Source organism: Streptomyces viridosporus T7A, from assembly GCF_008704515.1.
GTDB classification, from domain to species: domain Bacteria; phylum Actinomycetota; class Actinomycetes; order Streptomycetales; family Streptomycetaceae; genus Streptomyces; species Streptomyces viridosporus.
This window is the reverse complement of record NZ_CP023700.1, coordinates 2,864,935-2,885,896: the sequence shown is the minus strand read 5'-3', so window position 1 is coordinate 2,885,896 and position 20,962 is coordinate 2,864,935. Positions and strand designations below refer to the sequence as shown.

Annotated in this window: 22 protein-coding genes, 3 tRNA genes and 1 pseudogene; 8 read left to right on the top strand and 18 right to left on the bottom strand. The window is 72.4% G+C overall.

Going from position 1 to position 20,962, the window contains the following annotated elements; genetic code table 11:
• Positions 1-44: 44 nt before the first annotated feature.
• The gene (locus CP969_RS13460) at positions 45-350 is read right to left on the bottom strand and encodes a hypothetical protein (RefSeq protein ID WP_004988467.1); all 306 of its coding nucleotides are present in this window, start codon (positions 348-350) and stop codon (positions 45-47) included.
• A gap of 167 nt (positions 351-517) precedes the next feature.
• On the opposite strand from CP969_RS13460, the gene CP969_RS13455 reads away from it, so the two are divergent.
• From CP969_RS13455 to CP969_RS13445, 3 genes are all read left to right on the top strand, one after another.
• Positions 518-590: transfer RNA gene (locus tag CP969_RS13455), tRNA-Asn, on the top strand.
• A gap of 5 nt (positions 591-595) precedes the next feature.
• Positions 596-668: transfer RNA gene (locus CP969_RS13450), tRNA-Asn, on the top strand.
• Positions 669-846: 178 nt separating this feature from the next.
• Positions 847-923: transfer RNA gene (locus tag CP969_RS13445), tRNA-Ile, on the top strand.
• Between the two features lie 49 nt (positions 924-972).
• Here the strand turns inward: CP969_RS13445 and CP969_RS33220 are convergent.
• Both CP969_RS33220 and CP969_RS13440 read right to left on the bottom strand, forming a co-directional pair.
• Positions 973-1,143: a hypothetical protein gene (locus CP969_RS33220; RefSeq protein WP_016826381.1), complete on the bottom strand. Its 171-nt coding sequence runs from the start codon at positions 1,141-1,143 to the stop codon at positions 973-975.
• Positions 1,144-1,466: 323 nt separating this feature from the next.
• A complete protein-coding gene (locus CP969_RS13440; protein WP_026085207.1) occupies positions 1,467-2,144 on the bottom strand; it encodes an ANTAR domain-containing response regulator in 678 nt (225 codons plus the stop codon).
• 199 nt (positions 2,145-2,343) lie between these two features.
• On the opposite strand from CP969_RS13440, the gene CP969_RS13435 reads away from it, so the two are divergent.
• Together CP969_RS13435 and CP969_RS13430 are read left to right on the top strand one after the other, a co-directional pair.
• Positions 2,344-2,700 carry an STAS domain-containing protein gene (locus CP969_RS13435; RefSeq protein ID WP_004988473.1) on the top strand — a complete coding sequence of 119 codons (357 nt, stop codon included), beginning with the start codon at positions 2,344-2,346 and terminating at the stop codon, positions 2,698-2,700.
• Positions 2,697-3,650 (top strand): anti-sigma factor RsbA family regulatory protein, encoded by a 954-nt coding sequence (locus CP969_RS13430; RefSeq protein ID WP_016826384.1) that lies wholly within the window; start codon positions 2,697-2,699, stop codon positions 3,648-3,650. The genes CP969_RS13435 and CP969_RS13430 overlap by 4 nt, the downstream gene beginning before the upstream one ends.
• Positions 3,651-3,681: 31 nt before the next feature.
• Here the strand turns inward: CP969_RS13430 and mreB are convergent, their stop codons facing one another.
• The 4 genes from mreB to CP969_RS13410 form a co-directional block, all read right to left on the bottom strand.
• Positions 3,682-4,719 carry a rod shape-determining protein gene (mreB, locus tag CP969_RS13425; protein WP_026085208.1) on the bottom strand — a complete coding sequence of 346 codons (1,038 nt, stop codon included), beginning with the start codon at positions 4,717-4,719 and terminating at the stop codon, positions 3,682-3,684.
• Between the two features lie 569 nt (positions 4,720-5,288).
• A complete protein-coding gene (locus tag CP969_RS13420; RefSeq protein WP_016826386.1) occupies positions 5,289-5,711 on the bottom strand; it encodes a CU044_2847 family protein in 423 nt (140 codons plus the stop codon).
• A 302-nt stretch (positions 5,712-6,013) separates the two neighbouring features.
• The gene (locus CP969_RS13415; RefSeq protein ID WP_109538792.1) at positions 6,014-7,429 is read right to left on the bottom strand and encodes a carboxyl transferase domain-containing protein; all 1,416 of its coding nucleotides are present in this window, start codon (positions 7,427-7,429) and stop codon (positions 6,014-6,016) included.
• Entirely contained in the window at positions 7,422-8,876 is a 1,455-nt protein-coding gene (locus CP969_RS13410; RefSeq protein WP_016826387.1) for an acyl-CoA synthetase, read from the bottom strand. The genes CP969_RS13415 and CP969_RS13410 overlap by 8 nt, the downstream gene beginning before the upstream one ends.
• Positions 8,877-9,107: 231 nt before the next feature.
• Here CP969_RS13410 and CP969_RS33800 point away from each other — a divergent pair.
• Positions 9,108-9,284: pseudogene (locus tag CP969_RS33800) on the top strand (prevent-host-death protein); the annotation flags it as partial.
• Here the strand turns inward: CP969_RS33800 and CP969_RS13400 are convergent.
• Positions 9,233-10,327: a Gfo/Idh/MocA family protein gene (locus CP969_RS13400; RefSeq protein ID WP_051044426.1), complete on the bottom strand. Its 1,095-nt coding sequence runs from the start codon at positions 10,325-10,327 to the stop codon at positions 9,233-9,235. The pseudogene CP969_RS33800 and the gene CP969_RS13400 sit on opposite strands and share 52 nt — an antisense overlap.
• A 210-nt stretch (positions 10,328-10,537) precedes the next feature.
• On the opposite strand from CP969_RS13400, the gene CP969_RS13395 reads away from it, so the two are divergent.
• Complete coding sequence (locus CP969_RS13395; RefSeq protein WP_078495420.1) at positions 10,538-10,720, top strand: hypothetical protein; 183 nt, start codon at positions 10,538-10,540, stop codon at positions 10,718-10,720.
• Here CP969_RS13395 and CP969_RS13390 read toward each other — a convergent pair.
• The 6 genes from CP969_RS13390 to CP969_RS13360 form a co-directional block, all read right to left on the bottom strand.
• Positions 10,707-11,228 (bottom strand): pyridoxamine 5'-phosphate oxidase family protein, encoded by a 522-nt coding sequence (locus CP969_RS13390; RefSeq protein WP_016826390.1) that lies wholly within the window; start codon positions 11,226-11,228, stop codon positions 10,707-10,709. The genes CP969_RS13395 and CP969_RS13390 overlap by 14 nt on opposite strands.
• Before the next feature lie 1,019 nt (positions 11,229-12,247).
• Positions 12,248-12,664: a hypothetical protein gene (locus CP969_RS13385; protein WP_223887073.1), complete on the bottom strand. Its 417-nt coding sequence runs from the start codon at positions 12,662-12,664 to the stop codon at positions 12,248-12,250.
• A gap of 203 nt (positions 12,665-12,867) precedes the next feature.
• Positions 12,868-14,100, bottom strand: a complete 1,233-nt coding sequence (locus CP969_RS13380; protein ID WP_106431068.1) for a DUF7224 domain-containing protein — start codon at positions 14,098-14,100, stop codon at positions 12,868-12,870.
• On the bottom strand, positions 14,097-14,864 hold the full coding sequence (locus CP969_RS13375) for an ATP-binding cassette domain-containing protein (protein ID WP_016826393.1): 768 nt from the start codon (positions 14,862-14,864) through the stop codon (positions 14,097-14,099). The genes CP969_RS13380 and CP969_RS13375 overlap by 4 nt, the downstream gene beginning before the upstream one ends.
• Before the next feature lie 68 nt (positions 14,865-14,932).
• Positions 14,933-15,229 (bottom strand): hypothetical protein, encoded by a 297-nt coding sequence (locus CP969_RS13370; protein WP_016826394.1) that lies wholly within the window; start codon positions 15,227-15,229, stop codon positions 14,933-14,935.
• 941 nt (positions 15,230-16,170) lie between these two features.
• Positions 16,171-17,247: a MerR family transcriptional regulator gene (locus CP969_RS13360; protein ID WP_016826395.1), complete on the bottom strand. Its 1,077-nt coding sequence runs from the start codon at positions 17,245-17,247 to the stop codon at positions 16,171-16,173.
• Positions 17,248-17,455: 208 nt separating this feature from the next.
• Between CP969_RS13360 and CP969_RS13355 the strand changes: the two genes are divergently transcribed.
• Positions 17,456-18,331: an ATP-grasp domain-containing protein gene (locus tag CP969_RS13355; protein WP_016826396.1), complete on the top strand. Its 876-nt coding sequence runs from the start codon at positions 17,456-17,458 to the stop codon at positions 18,329-18,331.
• On the opposite strand, the gene CP969_RS13350 is transcribed toward CP969_RS13355, so the two are convergent.
• From CP969_RS13350 to CP969_RS13335, 4 genes are read right to left on the bottom strand one after another with little or no spacing between them, the layout of a single operon-like run.
• Positions 18,309-18,920: a hypothetical protein gene (locus CP969_RS13350; protein ID WP_039831190.1), complete on the bottom strand. Its 612-nt coding sequence runs from the start codon at positions 18,918-18,920 to the stop codon at positions 18,309-18,311. The genes CP969_RS13355 and CP969_RS13350 overlap by 23 nt on opposite strands.
• Positions 18,886-19,728: an FkbM family methyltransferase gene (locus CP969_RS13345; protein WP_016826398.1), complete on the bottom strand. Its 843-nt coding sequence runs from the start codon at positions 19,726-19,728 to the stop codon at positions 18,886-18,888. The genes CP969_RS13350 and CP969_RS13345 overlap by 35 nt, the downstream gene beginning before the upstream one ends.
• Positions 19,725-20,030 carry a Trm112 family protein gene (locus CP969_RS13340; protein ID WP_016826399.1) on the bottom strand — a complete coding sequence of 102 codons (306 nt, stop codon included), beginning with the start codon at positions 20,028-20,030 and terminating at the stop codon, positions 19,725-19,727. The genes CP969_RS13345 and CP969_RS13340 overlap by 4 nt, the downstream gene beginning before the upstream one ends.
• Positions 19,936-20,952 carry a hypothetical protein gene (locus CP969_RS13335; protein ID WP_171817502.1) on the bottom strand — a complete coding sequence of 339 codons (1,017 nt, stop codon included), beginning with the start codon at positions 20,950-20,952 and terminating at the stop codon, positions 19,936-19,938. Before CP969_RS13335 ends, CP969_RS13340 begins: the two co-directional genes overlap by 95 nt.
• Positions 20,953-20,962 lie beyond the last annotated feature (10 nt).

Here is a 20,962-nt window from a genome sequence, read left to right as displayed (position 1 = left end):
AATTCTGCCGCACCCCGGAACCTCGCCGCGCCGGGCCGTCGGCCCTAGGTGTTGCTCGTGCCCCAGTCGTCCTCACCGGCCCCCTGCGCGGTGCGTTCGCGCAGGGTGCGCACCCGGTGGGCCACCGAGTCGGGCATGCGGTCCCCGACCTTGTCGCTCACCGCGTGGTACGCCTTGCCCGCGAACTCACGGCCCTGCTGCGCCGCGGTCTCCGCGGTGTTGCGCACGGCGGGGTTCCGCGTGAACTGCTGCGCGGACTTCTTCAACTGCTCGTAGCGTTCGCGTCCGGCCCTCGTGCCCAGCACGTAACCCAGGACGACTCCGGTGACGAACGTGAGCCGGTAACGCATGGCGGCACACCCTTCCCTCTGCTCAAGTCTGCGTAGGTCTCCGGCGCGGCTCGCGCAGGGAGTACCGATTGGCGGAGCACCCCCCTGCTTGCGCTAATGTATGTGTCGCAGCGAGCGCGCGCCCCCTGGCGGATACCCAGGGAGGTACGTTCGATGCAACGAGGCATTCCTCCGTAGCTCAATTGGCAGAGCAGCCGGCTGTTAACCGGCAGGTTACTGGTTCGAGTCCAGTCGGGGGAGCTCGGTCCTCCGTAGCTCAATTGGCAGAGCAGCCGGCTGTTAACCGGCAGGTTACTGGTTCGAGTCCAGTCGGGGGAGCATGATGAACGAGGACCCCCTTGGGGGTCCTTTTTCATGTGCGCCGGAACCGTACGGGGCCGGGTGCGGTCTCCATGGTCACGAAGGCCGTGCGCAGCCGCCCAGCCGAGGCAGGAGATCGTATGAGCGGCTATGCTGCGGCAGACGGCGCGCACACATGTACGCGACACGCCGCCATGGGGCGGTAGCTCAGCCGGTTAGAGCAGCGGACTCATAATCCGTCGGCCGTGGGTTCGAGTCCCACCCGCCCCACCACTCGCTGCACGCGCAGGAACCAGCGCCGTGCGTGCGCGGACCCGGCTCCTCAGGTTCCGGCGCCGGGCGGGCCGGTGTCGCTGTCGGTCCCGGTGGACTCCTCCGTGTCGTCGCGGTCGCCCTCCGCCTGGGAGGGAGTGGGGCGCGGCTCGGAGCTCGTGGTGGGCTCCTCGTCGTCGCGGTCGCCCTCGGCCTGGGACGGGGTGTGGTGCTCGGTCATCGTGGGTGCCTCCTCGTCGTGGAACAGGTGGCCGTCCGCCGCCGGGCGGCCGGGAGGGGTGCTCCGGCGGCGCGCGAGCCGAGTACCCCCGCAGGGCCGTCCTCACCAGCGGCACTGGTGTGCACGGGGCAGGCGCGGCAGGTACGGCGGGCGCGGCAGACGCGACGGGCATAACGGGCATGACGGGCACGACGGGCGCGGACAGGACGGAAAGCGCGAAAAGTACGATAAGCGCAGATGGCGCGAAAAGCACGGAAATCGCGGCGGTGGCGGCGATGACGGCGCATCAGCTCACGGAAGGCCCGCGGCCCTTGGGCCGTTCCTCAGGACCGTCGGCGTGCGAGGGCCCTGGTCAGGGCCGTGCGGACCTCCGGTGGCGGGGGAGTGCCCTCCGCCGCCGCGCAGGCCGTCAGGGCCGCGGCGACCGTGCGGAGCTTGGTGTTGGACAGCTGGGAGGCCTCCCGGAGAATGTGCCAGGCCTCGTCCGAGGTGCAGCCGTACGTGGCCATCAGGACGCCGCGGGCCTGGTCGATGACCGGGCGGGAGGCGATCGCCTGCCGGAGCTGCTCGACCTCGGCCTGGAGCGTGTGCAGCCGTTCCGCCCGTTCCAGGGACACCGCCGAGGCGGCCCGCGCCGATGCGCCTTCCGGGGCCGGGCGGCGCAGCGGGTCCGCGGTGTCGAGGCCGGCGAGCTCCAGGATGCGGCGCGGCTGGCCGTTCCAGCGGGTGGCCGTGACCGGCACCGACCGCCGGCGGCCGTGGTCGCGCAGGACGTCGAGGAACTCCAGTCCGGCGGTGTCCATGAAGTGCACGCCGCTCATGTCCAGATCCACCCGCGCCGTGTCGGCGGGCAGCCGGGCCAGCTTCTCGGCCAGGGCGTGCGCGCACCCGCGGACGAGTTCGCCACGCGGGACGAGCAGTGCCCGGTCCGCCTCCATGCGCCCGCCGATGACCAAGGTGTTCGTCCTGCCCGGGAGGGGGAGGGGTGCCGAGGAAGTCATGTCACCGCCTTGTCGGTCCTCGTGGGTGGTCGCCGGACGTCCGGGTGAGTTCGGCCACCGCCGGAACCGGGGCGGTAGGCTGCGCACGGTCCCGGCCGTACTGCGGGTGCGCCTGCCCCACCTGCGCCTCCCTACACGCCGGACCGGGGAATGACCGGGAATCACCGGGGTACCTGCTGGTCCTGAACACGGGGAGGCGGTGTTGGGCACTGGGCGTCAGGCGCCGCACGGATCCGGGACCTCGGTGCCGTTCCTGACGGTGCGCCCACTGGACGGGTGCCGTGGTGTCCGTGCGGCCGGAGAGGTCGGCCTGGCCACGCACACGGTCTGGGAACGCGCGCTGGAGCGGGCGGTGCGCGAGGGAGAGGACGTGTACCACCTGGAGCTGTCCGAGGTGACGTTCGTCGACGTCGCGGGCGCCGATGCCCTGGTGGCCGCCGCCGAGCGGCTCGGGGACGGCCGGCGGTTCGTGGTGCGCCGTCCGCCGCCGGCCCTGCGACGGGTGCTGGAGATGTTCTGGCCCGACCTTCCGACGATCGAGGTGTCGATGTCATGAGAGCCGCGGCCGAACAGGCGGAGGCCGCCCCCGAACCCTTCGCCCACCCCGCCCTCTTCTACCGGGACGAGCGGGAGTACCTGGACGGCACCGTCCCGTTCGTGCGCGAGGCACTGGCGGCCGGCGATCCCGTGGCGGTCGCCGTGCCCGGTGACCGGCTGCGGCTGATCCGGGACGCGCTCGGCGACGACGCGCGGGCCGTCCGGCTGCTGGACATGCGGGAGGCCGGACGCAACCCCGGCCGGATCATCCCCGGCGTGCTGCGCTCCTTCGCCGACGCCCAGCCGGACGGGCGCCGGGTGCGGATCATCGGCGAGCCGATCTGGGCCGGCCGCTCCGCGGCCGAGTACCCCGCCTGCGCCCAGCACGAGGCGCTGATCAACGCCGCCTTCCGGGGCCGCACGGTGACCATCCTGTGCCCCTACGACGCCGGGAACCTGCCCGAACCGGTCCTCGCCGACGCCCGCGCGACCCACCCCGTCGTCCTCCCGGCCGGCTCCGGCCCGGCGCGGGACAGCGCCGCCTACGCCCCCGACGCCGTCGTCGCCCGCTACAACGAGCCGCTGCCGCTCGTGCCGGACGCGCTGACCCTCCCCTTCGCCGCCGAGTCGCTGACCCGGGTCCGGCACCTCACCACCGACGAGGGGCGGCGGCTCGGCCTCACCGGCGTCACCCTGGAGGACCTGGCCCTCGCCGCGGCCGAGCTGACCACGAACAGTGTGGTGCACGGCGGCGGTGCGGGCGTGCTGCGGGTCTGGGGCGAGGGCGGCCACGTGCTGTGCGAGGTGCGCGACCGGGGACGGCTCACCGATCCGCTCGCCGGACGCCGGCCCCCGGTCCGCGGCCGGAGCGGCGGGCGCGGGCTGCTGCTGGTCAACCTGATCGCCGACCTGGTGCGGATGCACACCGGCGACGAGGGCACGACGGTGCGGTGCTGGTTCGCCCGGTGACCGCTTCGCGGCCGGCCGGGTCCGGCCGGACTCAGGCCCTCAGCGGATCCAGCACCATCGGTGCGATCCTGCCCTCCAGCATGGCGCCCAGCCCCTCCACGGCGCACACGTCCGGCCGCTCGGCGATGTGCACGGGCATGCCCGTCGCCTGACGCAGCATCTGGTCCAGGCCCGGCAGCAGGGCGCTCCCGCCGACCATCACGATCCCGCGGTCGGCGAGGTCGGCGACCAGATCGGGCGGGCACTCCCGCAGCACCTTGCCGATGCCGTCGAGGACGGCGGTGAGCGGTGTCTGGATGGCCTCCCGGATGGCGGCCGTGTCGACCCTCACGGAACGGGCCAGGCCGGTGGCGACGTCCCGCCCGTGGATCTCCGTCGACCTCGGTCCCTCGGGCGTGAGCCCGGTGCCGGACAGCGCGAGCTGCAGCGGCCGGACGGACTGGCTCGGCAGCACCAGCTGGTGCCGGTGGCGCAGATGCTGCACGATCGCGTGGTCCACGGCCTCGCCGCCGACGGGGACGCGCTCCGCCGTCACGATCGACCCCAGGGAGAGCACCGCCACCTGCGTGGCCGCCGCCCCGCACACCATGACCATGGTCGCCTCGGGGCGCTCCACGGGCAGACCGCAGCCGACGGCGGCGGCGATCAGCGTGTCGACCAGTTCCACCCGGCGGGCGCCGAGGCCGACCAGGGTCTCGATCGCGGCGCGCTGGGCGAGCGGGTCGGCGTCGTGCGGGGTGCAGGCCGCGGCGCGCAGCCGGGGCTTGCGGCGCAGTGTGCGGCGGACCCGGTCGCTCAGCAACTGCCGCAACATGCGCTGCGCCATCTCGATGTCGACGACGGTGCCGCCGGAGACGGGCCGCACGACGCGGATGTAGCCCGGCGTGCGGCCCGTCATCTTCTCCGCGAACTCGCCGACCGCGATCAGGGCGCCGGTGCGGGTGTTCACGGCGGCGACGGACGGCTGGTCGACGACGAGACCGGAGCCCTTGACGTACACCCGGGTGCGGGCCGCCCCGAGGTCGACGGCGAAGTGGCAGCGGCGCAACTGCTCCAAAGTGGCGGTCACGGCAGATCCTCCCGAGTGCGGACCCAGCGGCCCGCCGGACGACGGACCTCTCCGACATCGTGCGCGGGCCCGGGGGCGGGCGCCTTTCCTGGGGGGCCGGGCGGGGGGCCGCTGAACGGGGGTCAGGAGCCGTCCCGACCCGGCGGCGGAGGAAGGGCACACCGGCGGCGCGACGGCGGCGCTTCCGACGGCGCTTCCGGCGGCGGGCGACCGATCCGGTCACCGTGCAGGGGGCGGGTGCGTGCCGGCGCGGGCGGTGTCCGGCCCGCCCGCACGTCCCGCTCCCGTACGGCGACGCCGCCGGGGCCGGTGCCGCCGGTGTGCCCTTCCTCCGCCGCATCCGGGGCGCCGCGGTCCGGGGAGCTCACCCGGACCTCCGGGGTCCCACTCGGTCCTCCGGGGGTCCCACTCGGTCCTCCGGGGGGCTCACCCGGACCCCCGGGGAGGCGCCGCACCGGACGACGTGGACGACGCAGATGAGCACCCGGCGCGCGGAGGCACGGAGACCGGGAGGCCCGCGCCGGCCTCGCTCCCGCACCCGGTCCGGGGCTGCCGGGCGGCAGCCCCGCTCATGACCGGCCGGCGGCCCGCCCGTCCGTCCCGGGGACCGCGTCCGTCCCGGCGCCCCCGGCCGCTCCGGCGCTCGAGTCCGTCCCGGGGCCCGTGTCCGTCCCGCCCTGCCCCGGCGACCAGCTGAGCTTGACGACCAGGTGTCCCTCCGCCGAGCCCTTGGCGATGATCGCCCCGGCCTCCGCGGTCAGCTTCACCCCGAACTCCAGCTCCACCGTGTCCGGTTTGAGCGAGCCGTCCCGGAAGACCCGCAGCGCGGACGCGGCCGCCGCGCGCACGCCCTCCAGGGAGCCCTCGAAGGTGCGCGCCGCCCGGGCGGGGCCGTCGCCGCGCGAGACGAGCCGGGTGCCGGACCCGTCCTCGACGCCCTCCACGACCACCGCGGTGCCGTCCTCGGTCCTGAACCGCATCAACCCGTCCATGGTGCCGCGCGCTCCCCCGCCGTGTGTGACGCAGACGAACTCCCATGCTACGCAAGGTGCTTGGTCCGGCACACGGGTTACGGACACCGGGCACGCGAACGGCGCCGCCTCCCTGGGACGGGGAGACGGCGCCGCGGTCGCTTCTTCCTCGGACGTCAGACCAGCCAGCCGATGAAGTGGACGAGGCCGGCGAGGACGTCGGTGAGAAGGTTCATGATCGTGCGTTCTCCTTGCGGTGATGCGTCAGTTGGGACCCGTGCGATCACGGTCTGCAGCCCGTCGCTCGCACACCGTGAGTATCGTCAACCTCTTGGGTCGCGTCCGCCCTCACGGGTGACGATCACCTGTTCCGGGGAACGCGTGCTCCCCTGTTCGGATCCGGATTCGACGATGCCCCGGACGACCCCCAGCTCCACCAGGTCCTGCGGCCGGATGCGGAGCCGGTCGGCCGTGGCCTCGACCTCCGCCGGGGAGCGCTTGAGGATCGCCGCCGCGAGCTCCGGGGCGATCACCGAGAAGTAACTGTCCGGGGTGGCCCAGGTGTTGCCGGGGGCGGCCAGGGCCAGCGCGCCGCCCGAACCGCCCTCGCCGACGACGAGCGTGGTGACCGGGGTACGGGCGGCGGCCACCGCGCCGAACAGGTCGGCGATCGCCGCTCCCGCCCCCTGCCGTTCCGCCTCCGCGTCGTTGGCCGCGCCCGGGGTGTCCACCAGCGTCAGCACCGGGATGCCGAGCCGGTCCGCGAGCCGGACCAGCCGGGCGGCGGTGCGGTACCCGGCGGGACGGGTCGCCGCCCCGGTCTGCGCCGCGTAGGCGACCGTACGACCCTCGCGCTCGCCGAAACCGCAGAGCACGCCGTCGGGGTCCGCGCCGCCGCAGCGGTCGCCGCCGATCGCGACGCGGTGGGCGAAGTAGGCGTCCAGGTAGGCGGTGGCGCGCGGGCGGCGCGGCGCGCGGGCACGCCGGACGGCGTCCCAGCCGGTGGCCGGCAGGTCCGGTGCGCCCAGGGCCGCGGGCGGCGGGGCCGGCGCGGCCGACGGGCGGGTCAGCAGCCGCAGCCAGCGCCCCAGCGTCTCCCGCAGTTCCCCGGGCCGTACCACCGCGTCCGCCGCCCCCGCCGCCACCTGCGCCTCGGCCGTGTACGCCGCCGGGTCCGCGTCCGCCGGCCGCACCCGCGAGCCGGCGAAGCCGACCTGGGCCCCGGGCAGGGCGAGGACCACGTCGGCGCCCGCGCCCAGGGTGGCCCAGCCGCCGCCGGTCGTCGGGTCCCGCACCACCGCGATCTGCGGCAGCCCCGCCTCCCTCAGGAGCGCCGACGCGCGGGCCACGCGCTGGAGCTGGGTGAGGGCGAGCATGCCCTCCTGCATCCGGCTGCCGCCGGTGGCGATCAGCGGGACGACCGGCAGCCGGTGCTCGCGGGCATGGGTGTACGCCGCCTCCAGGCGGTCGCCGGTGCGCACGCCGAGCGAGCCGCCGAGGAAGCCGAACTCGAACGCGATCAGCACCGCCCGGGTGCCCTCGACGCGGGCGTCGCCGCAGATCACGGACTCCTGTTCACCGGTGCGTTCGGCGGCGCGGGCACGGGCGGCGTCGTAACCGGGCCAGGCGAGGGGGCCGTCGGGGGCGGAGGCCCGGGTGGGGGCGGGCAGTTCGGAGAAGTCGTCGGTGACCAGGGCGACGGCCTCGCGGGCGGAGAGACGGCCGGCCGGGTCAGCCATGGCGCAGCGCCCGCTTCATGATCTTGCCCATGTCGTTGCGGGGGAGGGCGTCGAGGTGGTGGACGACGCGCGGGCGCTTGTGCGGGGCGAGACGACGGGCGACGTGCTCGGCCAACTCCTCCGTGACGGGCGGGGACTGCGGATCCGCCGGGACGACCCACGCCACGATCCGCTCGCCCAGGTCGGCGTCCGGTTCCCCGGTGACCGCGGCCTCCCGCACGCCCGGGTGCTCCAGCAGCGCGTTCTCGATCTCCCCCGCACCGATCTTGTAACCCCCGCTCTTGATCAGGTCGGTGGCCTTGCGGCCGACGATCCGGACGGAGCCGTCGGGGTCGCGCACCGCCATGTCGCCGGTGCGGAACCAGCCGTCGGCGGTGAAGGCGGCGGCCGTGGCGTCCGGCCGGTTGAGGTACTCGGTGAACAGGTTCGGCCCGCGCACCTGGATCTCGCCGACGGTCTCGCCGTCGTGTGCCGCCACCGGTGCCCCGTCCTCCTCCACCAGCCGCAGCCGAACGCCCGGCAGCGGCACGCCCACCGTGCCGGGGCGGGCCTCGCCGTCCGCGCGGACACTGGTGTTCATCAGGGTCTCCGTCATGCCGTACCGCTCGACGACGCGGCGTCCGGTCGCCGCCGCGATCCGCTCGTGGTCGTGCACCGGCAGCGCGGCGGAGCCCGACACCAGCAGCCGCGCCCCGGCCAGCGCCTCGACCAGCTCCGGGGAGCCGGGCAGCGCCTCCGCGATCCGGTGGTACATCGTCGGCACGCCGAACAGCATGGTCGCGCCGCCGTTCAGCTCGCGCGCCACGCCCTCGGTGGTGAACCGGCCGAGGTGGCGCACGGATCCGCCGCGGCGCAGCGGGCCGAGCGTGCCGAGGACGAGCCCGTGCACGTGGAACAGCGGGAGCCCGTGCACCAGGACGTCGTCGCCGGTCCACCGCCAGGCGTCGGCGAGCGCGTCCAGGGTGGCGGCGACCGCGCGGCGGGGGAGGACGGCGCCCTTGGGCGGGCCGGTGGTGCCGGAGGTGTAGACGATCAGGGCCGGATCCTCGTCGCCCGCCCGCTCCTCGGGGAGCCCGCCCGGCGCCCCGCCGCCCGGGCCGACGTCGAGGCGGGGCACCTCCCGCAGCGGGGGCGGGAGGTCCACGTCCGGTGCGGTGAGCACCAGGTCCGGGGCGCTGTCGGCCAGGATGTGCGCCAGCTCCTTCTCGCCCGACCTGGGGTTGAGCGGCACCACGGGCACCCCGGCGGCCAGCGCGGCGGTCACGGCCACCGCGGTCTCCGGCGCCGGCGTGGCCCAGACGGCGACCCGGCGCGCCGCCCCGAGTCCCGCGGCCACCGCGCCGGCCGCCGCGGCGAGTTCCCCGTACGTCAGTGAGCGCTCGCCGAACCGCAGGGCGGGCCGGTCGGCGGCCGAGGCGTCGGTCAGGGCCGGGAAGAGAGAGGACACGCGGCGTACTCCTTGGGTCTCGTTGCCGGTGGGGGCGGCGCGGTCGCTGCCTGGACGTCCTACCCAAGCCGGTCACGACCGTCACCGTCCACACCACCGCCGGGCCCCGGGGCAGCCGGCCCCGACCGCGACCCCGCCCCGGTCGCTCGCGACGCCCGCGGTCGAAGGCGGTCGGGGCAGGCCTTCGGCAGGGGTGCCATTGGGGGGCGCGCCGTGGCACGAGGCACCGGCATGGCCGGTGTGAGCGTTCAGCCCGAAAACATCCGGCGGGATCGGCGCGACCGGTCCCGCGAGATCATGGACGCCGTACAGGGCGGCCGGTCGTTCACCGTCACCCGTGACCGACACCCGATCGGTCAGCTCGTCCCCCTGCGGCGCCGCCGGTCCGTCTCCCGCCGGGAGTTCGCCATCACGGGTACCGGAACCGGGCGGGAACCGTCGGCCAGTGACTCCGCGCCGGCCACGCCGACCAGTGACGCGGCCACGGCGGGCCGTACCGGTACCAGCGGTGGCTCTCCGCGCTCCATCGTGGCCCGGAAGGCGCGCAGGACCGCCACGGTGCCCTCGGCCTCGCGTGCCACGGGCTCCCCGGCGAGGGTGAGCGGCACGGGGGTGCGTTCCTCCTCGCGGGCGTGGCCCTCCGGGGTCGCCCAGCCCTCCGTCCTGACACGGACCGACCAGGACCGTTCGCCGGCGGCCCGGACGGACTCGGCCAGCGCCTTGGTACCGCGTACGGAGATCCAGCTCCAGTGGCTGTCGGGTTCCCCCTGGAGGAAGCCGTGCCGGGTGAGGGCCAGCGCCCCGGTGGACAGCCGTACCGCCATGACGACCGCGGCGCGCGGGTCCGCCTCGTCCACCGGGAACGCCGACACCTCCACCGGCCAGGCGTCCGTGAGGGCCAGCACCGGGGAGAGGGTGTGCGTGCAGTACGCCGTGGGAGCGATGCGCCCGCGCCAGTGCGCCGGGTCACCGATCAGGCCCGTGACATCGGCCGGGGACATGCCGTGCAGGTAGTCCGCTTCGATCAGGCTGACCCGGCCCAGCTCCCCGGCCTCGATCGCCCGGCGGATGAGACGGACGTGCGGATGGGCCACGTAGTTCTCGGCGAAGGAGTAGGTCGCGGACGACCTGTCCGCCGCCGCGATGAGCCGCTCACCCTCCGCGGCGTCCACGCACGCCGCCGACTCGGACAGCACATGCACCCCACGGTCCAGGAACGCGATGGCCAGCGGCGCGTGCTCGTCGAAGTCGTTGGCCAGGACGACCCCGTCAAGACGGTGCCCCAGCAACTCCTGCCACCGTTCCACCAGCACCGCACCGGGCAGCCGCGCCCGCGCCGCGGCGCGGCGTTCGGGGTCGCGGTCACATGCCGCCACGACCTCCAAGCCCACCTTGCGGCACCAGTCCGCGAGGTGAAGCCCCCTCCTGAGTCCGACCACTCCTGTCCGCATACGGACATCCTCTTCCGGGCCCCCCTTGAGTCCCGTAAGTTCACGCAAACTGAAGGGTTCTCGGTGGGAACTCAAAGGTCCGTCGTCGTGCTCTGCGGGGTTGCTTCCGTGGGTTCGGGGCCAACTCGCGACCTTGCCGTTCCTGGTCCCCTGGACCGGCAAGACGCCGAGCGGCCCCCTGCTCGAACGCAGCGAAGCGGAGTTGAGAGCTTGGGGAAGGAGTTGAGAGCTTGGGGGCGGGGCAGCCTCGGGTCGCTGCTGTACCGGCGGGCGCTGGGTGAGGCCGTCGCCACGGCGCTGGCGGTACGCGACGGCGTGCCGTCGACCGGCCCCGCACCCACGTACGCGCAGGTGCAGGCCCTCGTCGACGGGCCCGGCGTCACCTGCCGGTGAGCTTGTCGAGGTCGGGGGCGTAGACGGTCATCCAGTGCGGGTTCAGCCGGTAGTAGACGACCTCGCGGTTCCAGTCGAAGGCGTCGTCGTCGCCGTAGAAGTCCTTCAAGTAGGCGAGGAGTTCCTGCCAGTCGGCCGTGGTCTCGGCGTCCTCGGGGTTCAGCTCCTCCACCGTGCCGTGGGTGAACACGCCGAGGTCCTCGCCGCGCATGTGCGCGACGCTGGCGGCCGGACGGGCCGCGAGATGACGGGCCTTGGCGGCGTTGCGCGCCGTGCCGAAGTGCCACCGGCCGTGCAGGAAGTGCCCGTCGGCGCCGCTGATCCGCGGTTCGCCCTTTGCGGTCACCGTGGAGAGGGCGAGCGTGCACATGCCGGTGAGGACCCCGGTGAGCTGCGCCGCCGTGATGGTGCGGCCCTCGACGATCGAGCGGAGGTGTGCGGTCGCCCCGGAGAGGGAGGAGTCGAGGAGGGACTGGAGCTTGTCGAGTTCTTCTGGGGTTTCGCGCATACGTCCATCGTCGGCCGTAAACCCGACACCCTCTGTCGTCATTGATGAAGCAGCGGTGAGGTTGCTCCGCGCGGGTTGCGCTCGGTGCTGCGTGGATGGCAACAGGTGGGGGACGAACGCCGGGACAGGTTCATGTATTCGCGGTTGATTGACGAGCTGTGATGCCGTTGGTCCTGCTGTCAGGCCGCACGACGCGGTGTTCCCTTGAACTGATTGAGCAGCCATGATGTGCCGCCGTGACGGATTTCGTGGTTCCTCTCGCCATCGCAGTGATCGGGTTAGTGGCAACCGGCTTGGGAGCGGTTGTTGGGGCGCGGGCAGCTAAGTTCGGCGCGGAAAAGAACGCCGAAGCCGTCCGGCGGCAAGTACAGGACCAAGGTGCCGTCGAGCACGGTCACTGGATGCGCCAAGAACGCCTCAACACCTACGAGAGCTTTCTTGAAGCCTGGGATGAGTGCCTGCGCCTCTCCCAAGGATCTGCTGACGCCGACTCCAAGTCGCGTCAATCCGGGCCAAGTTCTTTTCCTGAGGGTGATGCCGAGTGCTCGCACGAAGGAGGAAGAACCCCCCGGCCACGGGCCCAGGGAGTCAGCAGAGCTCAGGGGAACTCACGGGATGTCGCACACCTTCACAGCCGGTTTCCCCCCGCGGAAACGCGGCAGGCAGAAGGACCGACCGGGGCACACGTCCCGGACACCGACGGGAGAGCAACAGGCGGATCTGCCCACCACCTCAGGAGTCCGATCCGCTCTCGGCCTGGTCAGGGCCCACCTCGTGCGCTGACACCAGACGAGGTTGCCGTGTGTCGCCGCCGTCCGCGGTTGTCGATGTCAACGTCGGATGTCAGCGGAACACGTCGGTGCCGGAAGGGTGAACAAGTACGTGAAGCCTCCGGTGGAGACGGTTCCCTCGGTCGAGATCCCATCTGCCAGGGGCCTCACCGCGTTGTCAGCCCAACTTCCAAGCTGCGCCATCAGGGTGGGAAGGGCTCGATGCTTCGTTTGGTGGTCGGAAAATTTTCAGGACTGCCGGTTGGTGCGCAGAATGAAAAGGCCGGCGCCTGTGACGAAGAGCACCGTGCTCACGGTCCACGCCGTCCCGTTCTCAACCGCTGCACGTGGCCATTCCCACCACTGGGCATCGGTGCCCCGTGCTCCTGGTGAACCGATCAAAAAAGCGGGCACGGCCTGGGTCACGGGGAAGAGCCAGGAGAGTCGGGAACCGAGCACTGCCGCGGAGAGCGCCGAAAGCCCGGTAAAACCGAGCAGGTTCCGTAGCGCCAGGGGGAGGGCGGCGGCGTCCTGGGACAGGAGCAGAGCCAGACAGGTGAGAATTGCCGAAATGGCGAAGGCGACGGCGAGGTGCAGGCTGAGAACATGACGTCTGGGCAGGGCGGCGGTATGTGAGAAGTCCGCCATGTTGTCGATGGTCGACATCAGCACGCCTACGCTCAGGAGGAGGGGGATGAATCCTGCTCCGGTGGCGGGGATGGGCTCGTCACCACTGACGTTGGGGAACAGGACGGCTTGACCGCCCCACCATGTCAGAGCGACTGCGCATCCGGCCATGAAAACGAAGGAGCGTACGCTGTGATGGGACCTGAGATGGCTTCGAAGTGGCGAAAACCCCCGATCGGCTGTTAGCACGGTGTCCGCATCTCCTTGGCCCACTGTGTGGCGAATTCTACCTGCTGGGAGTCGGGAAGTTTCATGACTTTGAGGACATCTTGCTGCCATGAAGTATCCCCCGAGTACTCATAGGAGGGCAGCTGGGTGGATCTCGTTGCCCGCGCCTCGAGCCACGCTTCGAGCCGTAGCCCCGCGTCCACCCGAATCTGCATCTTTTTCTCGGACTCCTCTTCGCACCAATTCTTGTGAGAGTCGGTCATCTCGATGAGGACGGTATGAAGCAGGTCCCGGGGACCGTGGTCCAGGGTGAAGCCACCGGTGCCGCCCTCTCCCAGTCCCTGCTCCATGTACCGCGCAGGAGGGGAAAGGACTCCTTCGGCGGCCTGCGCGACCTTCCGTGCCGCTTCGACTGCTTCCGGAAGACGGTCCGCGTGCTCGGGCCACACGCAGACGGAACTTTCACCGCTCGGAGCGCATACCGGTTCTTCGGCCTGCCTGCCCTCCAGGAGGAGGCTCCCGTTCCCCGGCATGGCTCCGATGGCGATCAACGTTGCGGCAGAAAAGAAGACACCTGTGATTGAAGTTGATTTCCTGCGCCCGCTTGATTCCAGAACCCAGCCCACCGTGCAAGCCGCCGCCAGAGCCAGGACCGTAATGGCAAGGCGCCAGGCGAGGTGCGCGGACGAAATGCGCACATCGATTGAATGGTAGAAAGCGATGTACGCAAGTGGTGACGAGTTGGAGCTGAAGACGAGGCTGAAAAGCAGGAAGCCGCCGATCGCCGCAATCGCCCCGGTGAATCGGGTGGGTGCGATACGGCCGATAAAATGCCCCAAAGCGAGCGCGAAAATGATTCCACTGAGACCGAACAGCGGGTAATCGAGCCAAGGCCCTCCGGGGGCCCCTGCCGCCGTGATCCAGGCACAGGCCGTACAGAGCACGTATACAAGGCAGAGCCACGCAGCGTCAGCAGCCAGCCGGGCCAGTTCCACCTGCGGCAAGGGCCGAGCGGTCAGAAGCAGGTCTGAGCCGCTGCGGCGCAGCCGGGACGACTGCTGAGCGGCAAGACCGACACCGGCGATCATCAAAGGCACTGCCGCCCGTGTAGACGCCGCTGATGTTTCCGGCCAAGAACCCTGCCAGGGATCGCCGACGAAGAAAATCATCGCCGCAGCGGCGGCGAACAAAGGAAGCGCTGCCCAGCGCAACGGGGTGCGTCGGAATTCGACGAGGAAGCCGGTCACTTGGCGCCTGCCCGGTCCTGAAGGGAAGGCGCGCCGAGAGCCGTTGCGTATCCGCGCTCCAAGGGGGTGTCTCCCGGCGCATCAGCGGTACTGAGCGCTTGCAACTCTGCCGGCGGTCCCACGAAACGCAATGTGCCCTCATACAGCACACCCATACGGGCACACGTGTGCGCCACGTCTTCGACGAGGTGCGTGCTCAGCAGGACACAGCTGTCCTGAGCCAAGTCGCGCACGAGTTCGCGAAATCGAACGCGCTGATGCGGGTCCAGTCCTGTGGTGGGCTCGTCAAGGATGATCAGTGTGGGGCGGCCGGCGATGGCCTGGGCGATGCCGGCTCGGCGAAGCATGCCTCCGGAGAGCTTACGCAGCGGAGTGCTCGCCTGGCCCTGGAGTTCCACCCGCTCGATGGCCTCCGCCGCCGCCTTCGTGATGTCGCTTCGCGGTACTTCACGCAGCCACGCACAATGCCGCACGAAGTCTGTGACGGTGAAGTCGGCAGGATAGGCGAAGCTCTGAGGAAGGTACCCGATTTCACGTCGCGCCGCGCGTAGTTCCTTGAGCGTTCGAACGTCGCGCCCGAACAGCCTGAGAGCCCCTGAAGTCGGCCGGCTCGCGGTGGCCAAACTGCGCAGAAGTGTGCTTTTTCCGGCCCCGTTGGGGCCAAGCAGGCCAAAGGCGCCGGCCTCAAGCGTGAGGCTGACGCCTTGGATCACCGGCTTCCCCCGGTATCCCTGGTGCAGATCGTTCACTTCAACCAACAGCATGTGCAATCCTATTGACAGCGTTGGGGGGCGTACTTGCACTACGCCCCCCAACGCGCTCACTGAGCTGCTTACAGCAGCTCGACAACAACCTTCTCGATGCTGAAGGTGCAGTCGGGGACGTAGACGCGCACCGTACCGCTCTTCTGGTCCACTCGCTCCGAGTAGAGGTCGGCCTCGAAGTTGCAGACGGCCTTCGCCCTCCACTTACCGGAACCGGTGCACTCGGCCCACCCGCCCGTGCTTCCCGCGCTCGTCTTGCAGCTCAGCGCCTGCGCGCCGACTTCACCGGCCGAGGCGGGCGAAGCGGCCAGCGCGCCGACGGTCATGAAGGCGGCGCTTATGACAGCAGCAGCTCTCTTGCGCATATGGAAATCCTTCCCGTGCTTTCATGGCCCCCATACGAGGGTCATGCGCCAGGCATATCCCGGTTGTGAAGACTGTATGCCACACAGAGATCTCCGCGCAGCCTCAAGATCAACATTGGCCGAAAAGACGCCCGTGCCGCCCAAGGAATGTAATCTTTATGTGCAATTTTCACCTTATGTTTTTCAATGCTCGAGTGGAGGTGCTTAAAGGGTGGCCGAATTGATGAACAGCTCCGTAAGGGATTTTGAGGCTCTGCGGACGAAAATTCTGATGGCTCGGAATGCTTCCTCACTGCGGCCGGCAGTGAGCCGTTTCCAACCCGACGGATGATGGGGGTCGGTGGCCCCGGCGGTGAGCATGAGGAAAGCTCCTGGTGGACGGGTCCACGACCGGGATCACCGGTCCGCCAGGAGCTTTCGCGTGCTTGCCCACCCGTCCGGTACCGATCTGTCCCGCCGCGCCCTGCAACGCCTCTCCGGTCCCCCCACAGCGGGCTTCCGGGTCGGGATCGCGGCGGTCCACCGGTACACACGCGAGGCCGTCGGCCTTCTGGCCGCTTCGGCACCCACGGGCGAACAAGACTTACCAGGGTGCGGGCGCGGTCGTCCGCGTCCCGTTCCGGGGCAAGGACCTGCGCGGCCGGCGCCGACGTCACGACCGGTCCCACGCGAAGATCCGCGCCTTCGTCGAGCGAGCCATGGCCACCCTCGCGTGCTGACGGCTCCTGCGAGAGCTCCGTCGCGGCACCATGCGGATCACCGCCGTCGCCCGAGCCGTCATCGCACTCGAACTCGCCACCCTCAAGGGGGAAAGGACTCAGTTCCCTGAAGCGCAGGCCCGCACGCCGCTACGAACCACGCAGCGCCTCGTACAGACCCAGGGAGCGCCGCGACCGTGGTCTCCCCGTACCCGTCGGTCTCGGCGCCGCCCTCGCCGTGGATCAGGCCGCCGTCTCCACCACGTCCGCCACCACGCAGCTGACGTTGTCCGGGCCCCCTGCCCCGTTGGCCTCGGTGATCAGGGCGTGGACCGCGTCGTCCGGGGCCGGGGCGGCGGCGAGGAGGCGCTGGATCGTGTCGTCGGGGACGACGGCCGGGAGGCCGTCGGAGCAGAGGAGGTAGCGGTCGCCGGGGTGGGCGTCGTGGAGACGGAGGTCCGGGGACGCGGTCGTCCCGGCACCGGTGAGGGCCTTCAGCAGGAGGGAGCGCTGGGGGTGGGAGGCGGCCTCCTCCGGAGTCAGGCGGCCCTCGTCGAGCATCGACTGGACCACCGTGTGGTCGTGGGTGATGCGGAACAGCGTGCCGTCGCGCAGGAGGTACACCCGCGAGTCGCCCAGGTGGACCAGGGCCAGCCGGGAGCCCGTCCACAGCAGGGCGGTCAGCGTGGTGCCCGCCTCCTCCGCGCCGGCGGCCGCGTCGCGCACCGCCTGCGCCGCGCCCTGGACCGCGTCCTCCAGGAGGTTGAGGACACCGCCCGCCGGTATCTCCCCCGCGTCCAGGAACCGCAGCGCCTCCACCGCCGCACCGCTCGCCGGCGCGCCCGCCGGACCGAAGCCGTCGGCCACGGCCAGCAGCCGGCCGCCCGCGTACGCGGTGTCCTGGTTGGCGGGGCGGACGCGGCCCCGGTCGGAGTGGGCGTGGTGGCGCAGTTCCAGGGTGGTGGCGTTCATGGTGGTGTCCCTTCTCGACTCTTCCGTCAGGTGATCGACCAGGAACGCGGCGAGGTCCCGCCGTACGGCCGTCTCCGCCTCGACGCGGGCCCAGTACGCCCGGATCTCCCCGGCGGCGGCCGCGGTGTCCAGCGAGCAGACGTGGCGTATCTCCGCCAGCGGCATGCCCAGCCGCCGCAGCCACGCCACCAGCCGGGCCCGCTCCAACTGCCCGGTCGCGTAGTAGCGGTAGCCGGTGTCCGGGTCCACCCGGGCGGGCCGCAGCAGGTCCAGCTCGTCGTACAGGCGCAGTGCCTTCGAGGACAGCCGGCACGCCTTCGCGAACGCGCCGATCGTCAGCATCCCCATGGGTCCCCCGTACCTCTCGTGGCCGTCCTGCCGCGTCCCGCGTCGTCCCGCGTTCCGCCACCGATGCTGGGGCTTCACCGAAGGGGAAGGTCAAGCGCGCGATCCGGTTCCTGTTTCCGGTTGCGGAGGCGGGCGGGGCAGGCACCGGACATCCCGGATTGCTAGCCTGCCGGTCCGATCGACCGTTCGTACGAGGGGGGAGCCCGCCGTGCCCCGCATCGCGCTCGTGACCTGCCGGCCCGGGCCCTCGGTGGCCGAGGACCGTGACCTGCCGGGGCTGGTGCGGGCGCTCCGGGAGGCCGGGGCCGAGGCGTCCGCCGTGGTGTGGGACGACGAGGAGGCCGACTGGAGCGGCTTCGACCTCGCCGTGATCCGCTCGACCTGGGACTACAGCTGGCGGGCCGCCGAGTTCACCGCCTGGGCCGAGCGGTGCGGCAGGGCCACCCGGCTGGCCAATCCGGCGGACGTGGTGCGGTGGAACACCGACAAGCGGTACCTCGGCGACCTCGCCGCGGCCGGCGTGCCGGTCGTCCCCACCCGCTACCTGGCCCCGGGGGACCCGGCCGACCTCCCGGCCGACCACGAGTACGTCGTCAAGCCCGCCTCCGGCGCCGGCGCCCGGTTCGCCGCCCGCTACGCGCCCGAGGAGCACGACACGGCCGTACGGCACCTGCGGCGGATGCACGCCGACGGGCTCACCGCGATGGTGCAGCCGTACGTGCGGGGCATCGACACCGCCGGTGAGCGGGCGCTGCAGTTCTTCGGCGGACGTCTGCTGCACGCCAGCCGCAAGCAGGCGGTGCTCGCGCCCGGGACGCCCTACGACGAGCGCAAGGTCGCCCATCCCGGACTGACCGCCTGGACGCCCGCCCCGGCCGAACGCGCCGTCGCCGAGCGGGCCCTGGCCGCCGTGCCCGGGGCGCCCGAGCTGCTGTACGCCCGGGTCGACCTCGTGGACGGGCCGGACGGGGAGCCGTGCGTGATGGAGCTGGAGCTGGTCGAGCCGAACCTGTTCCTGTCGCTGCACCCGGGGTCCGTGGAGCGCGTGGTGGAGGAGGTCCTCAAGGCCGCGGGGGGCCGCTGACCGCCGTCCGCTGCAGCAGGCCCCAGGTGAACTCCGCGACCACCTCGTGGCGTTCGCCCCGGACGTCCGGGGCGGTGAGGGCCAGGCCCCACCGGGCCGGTGCCGTGCCCTCCAGGGGGCGGGCCGGGGGGAAGGCGCGGGCGGCCTCGTCCACCGTGCAGGACCAGGGCGTCAGGTCCTCCAGCGTGCGCGGGGCGGGAGGTGCGGCGTCCGGCGCGCGGACCAGCCACTCGTTCCAGACGGCGCCCCCGGAGCCGGTCAGGACCTCGAAGCGCAGGTCGGGCCAGAGCGGGACCGGCCACTGCCACGCCTCGCCGTCGAGGTCGCCGACCCGGCGCGGGGTCCGGGACTCCGGCTCGCCGAGGACGGAGCGGTACCGGGACAGGGGAGGGCGGGAGCGCGGGGAGCGGACCATCGCCTGCCAGCGCCTGTGGGCCTCGCGCATCCGCGCGAGGGGGGCGCCCAGCGTGCGCCGGGCGTCCTCCACCAGGTCGGGGTTGAAGTCGGCCATGCGGCGCAGCAGCACCAGCTGGAAGTCGAGCGCGGTGAAGGGGCTAGCGGGGGGCTTCGCGGAGGGCATGGGAACCATCGTCGCCCCTGCGCGCCCCTCCGGGGCGGCGGCCGTCCGGGAGGAACAGCACCGAGTTGACGTAGCGCGGGCCCCTCAGCGGGCCGTGGGGCAGGACCCGGCGGAGCAGGCCGTGCGAGACGACGTACGAGGTGCGGGCCTGGTGGGCCTCCAGGGGGAAGCGGGACAGCGGGATCCAGGTGTCGGCGGGCAGGACCCAGCCGTCGTAGCCGAGGCGGGACAGGTACGTCACCACGGGGGCGACGGGCTGGATGCGGGACTCCAGCTCCACGAAGAGGGCCGGGCGGTCGCGGGCCAGGATGCCGGCCGCCCCGCGCAGCACCGCCGACTCGCTGCCGTCCACGTCGATCTTCATGAAGCCGACGTCGCGCAGGCCCAGTTCGTCCAGGGTGACGCAGGTGACGTCCAGGCAGTGGCCGTGGATGTCCCGGCGGACCAGGGACGACACGCCCCGGTCGCCGTCGTCGTCCGGCGGCAGCCACAACCGGGCCGTGCCGGAGCGGTCCGAGGCCGCCGCGCGGATCACCCGTACGTTCGGCGGGGCGGTGGCGGCGAGCAGCCGTGCCAGGTGGGGGACCGGTTCGACGGTCACCACGCGCCGGACGTGCCGGGCCAGCCGGTGCGTCCACGGGCCGTACCAGCCGCCGACGTCCACCGCCGTGTCGCACTCCGGCGGGCACAGGTCGGCGAGCCGGGCCAGTTCGGGCTCGAAGCGGGGGTAGACCGTCCGGGCCGCGAGGGCCACGGCACGGGTGGGCAGGAAGGCCGCCGCGCGGGCGGCCGGGGTCCGGTGCGCGGGCGGTGTCACGGCGCCGTCCCGGGGGTGCCGGGGCGGTGCGCGGGGGAGGGGGGCGCGGGGGACATGCGGGTCAGCAGCTTCTCGTGCTCCTCGTCCGGGACCTGCTCCCCGGACGAGGGCAGCAACTGCGGGATGCCGTCGACGATCGGATAGCGGCGGCGCAGGCGCGGGTTGTACAGGGACGCCTCCCGCGCCGCCCGTCCGCCCGTCCCCTCCTCACGGTCCGCGCCGGGGGCGGGGGGCAGCAGGTGCAGCGGGCCCTTGTCGAGCGGGCAGGCCAGGATCCGCAGCAGCGGGTCGTCGGGGTTCACCGGATGTCAGCTCCTCGGGCGTGGGGGTCGGTCGGCGGGCGGTGTCGTGCTTCGGCATGACCAGCAGCACGGCGACCGCGAGCACCGTGCCCGCGACGCGCAACGCCAGCCGCAGCGGCTCGTCGGGGAGTTCCTCGCCGAACGACAGCGTGCCGAGCACCGCCGAGTACAGACAGGAGACGGTCGTGCACACCGGCACGATCAGCGAGGCCCGGCAGCGCTGGAGCGCCGCCTGCGACATCACCAGACCGAACGCGCCGGTGAACAGCAGCAGGTACGGGTACGGGGAGAGCAGCAGGGCGGGCACCGCGCCGCCGACGCCGTCGGTCGTCAGCCGGCCCGACACCCCCTTGATGGCCAGTGAGCTGACGCCGTAGAGCAGGCCGACGGCCACGCCGTACTCGACGCCCGTGGTCGGCATCCGGTGGCGGCGGCGGGCACGGCGCTCGGCGGAGGCGTACAGCCACACCCCGGCCGCCAGCGACGGCACGCACACCAGCAGGATCAGCGGGTACGGCGCCGCGTGGCCCACGGCGTCGGCGCCCGGACCGCCCTCGCGCAGCGACAGCACCACCATCAGCAGCGCGAGCAGGATGGCGCCCAGCGCGTACCGCTCCCGGCCGCTGGTCTCCTCGCCCAGCACCTGGGCCGACAGCAGCACGAGCAGCACCAGGCCGGAGACGAAGAGGCCCTGCGCGGCGGCGATCGGCAGCGTGCGGTACACCACCAGCTGGGCGGCGAAACCGGCCGCGAGGGCCAGCGCGCCGCCGATCCACAGCGGGCTGCCGAGCACCAGCCGCAGCAGCCGCGCGGGCCGGCGGACCGTCACTTCGGGCAGGGTGGCCAGCGCCCGCTTCTCCAGGACGAACCCGCCGCTGTAGAGGACGTTCGCCAGCAGGGCGGCGGCCACTCCCCACCACATGACCCCCCGG